This window comes from Brachyspira alvinipulli ATCC 51933 (assembly GCF_000518245.1).
GTDB classification, from domain to species: domain Bacteria; phylum Spirochaetota; class Brachyspiria; order Brachyspirales; family Brachyspiraceae; genus Brachyspira; species Brachyspira alvinipulli.
Genome location: NZ_JADF01000033.1, coordinates 1 through 1,001 on the forward strand (window position 1 = coordinate 1; position 1,001 = coordinate 1,001).

At 27.2% G+C, this 1,001-nt stretch carries 1 protein-coding gene; it reads left to right on the forward strand.

What is annotated here, in order from left to right; all coding sequences use genetic code 11:
• A partial coding sequence (locus T324_RS18110) for a hypothetical protein (RefSeq protein ID WP_038375048.1) occupies window positions 1-1,001 on the forward strand: 1,001 nt, incomplete at both ends.

Genomic DNA, 1,001 nt, shown 5'->3' on the forward strand with positions numbered 1-1,001 from the left:
CTTCTAGTGACGAATCTGAAGAACTTTCTTTGTCAGATATAGAAGAAGGTTTAGAAGAGCTAGAGGAATTAGAAGATTTAATATCTGAAAGTTCTACTGAAGATATTCAAGAAGAAATATCAGAAGAAAGTCCTACATCTTTAGATAGTGAAGAAACAGAATCCTATTTAACAAATGCAGAAGAACTACAAACAGCATCTAATGAAAAACCTTTATCTTTAGAACATTATACATTAATAGATTCTGAAGAAGGAGGAAAAATAAAAAGAAGTTCTTATGCCAAAGATGATATAGAGTTAAAAGATGCTGTATTTTCCGAAGAGCAAAATTATGTTGTAGAGCATATTTATTCTGAAGAACAAAATGAACTTATCGAAGAAATAAAAGAAAAAGATGCTATTAGTGAAAGTGATATAGATTCGCTTGAAGTTGTTGAAGATTTTGATTTACATAGTCATTTTTCAAATCCTATTATTAGCAATGAGGATAAACAAAATGAAGATGTACAAGACGAAATAGAAGTACCTAATTTAGATGATAATATAGATGTTCCTGTTGATTTAGCTTTTGATGTAGATGAAGATTTAGAATTGCCTGAATTGGAAGATGAAGTACCAGAAGAAATAGATTTAACAAAAGAAGATAATTTAAAAGAAAAAGAATTAGATGCTGAATATGATGATAGAAATGTTATAATTCCTGATATAGACAGTATTGATTATATTGATGAGTCAAACTACATAAATGAAATGGATTCTGAAACAGATGATATAATACAGTTATCAGGAAATGAACTTGACTTAATAACTAAAGATTTAGATATTACAGATTCTCAGAATAATAATGTGGAAGATGACATATTAAATAAAGTTATAGAAGAAGAAATAATAGATGATTATAGGGAAGATAATTATACATTATCAGAAATAAATGATGAAGATTTAGAAGAAATAGATGATGGTTATGTAAATGAAAATGAAGATGGTATAATGGATGATTAT